This window comes from Pseudoalteromonas sp. GW168-MNA-CIBAN-0100 (genome assembly GCF_040309225.1).
In the GTDB taxonomy this organism is placed as follows: Bacteria; Pseudomonadota; Gammaproteobacteria; order Enterobacterales; family Alteromonadaceae; genus Pseudoalteromonas; species Pseudoalteromonas arctica.
On sequence record NZ_JBEOOL010000360.1, the window covers coordinates 1 to 309 of the forward strand.

The 309-nt window shown below is 40.8% G+C and carries 1 protein-coding gene; it reads left to right on the plus strand.

What is annotated here, in order from left to right; all coding sequences use genetic code 11:
• On the plus strand, positions 1-309 hold a 309-nt coding region (locus tag AAEY62_RS21475; RefSeq protein WP_350636415.1), incomplete at both ends, for a MarR family winged helix-turn-helix transcriptional regulator.

Sequence of the window (309 nt, forward strand, 5' to 3'; positions counted from 1 at the left end):
CTAATACACTCTTTATGCTAATGCAAAGCTACCGCGTAACAACGCGTGATGCGATTAATGCGAACGACCTTGGTTTAAACGCTATGCATGTGCGTTGCTTGCATATTATTGCAGCAACGCCGCAGTGTACTGCTAACGATATTGTTACCCAAACTCAACGCGACAAAGCACAAATTGCCCGTTTAATTAAAGAACTTTTAGCGTTAAATTTAATCAACAAATGTGCCAGTGAGCACGATAAACGCTGTTTTATTGTTTCTTTTACTGCCTTTGGCACTGCGCTTTTTAACAAATTACTAAGTGCCGAGC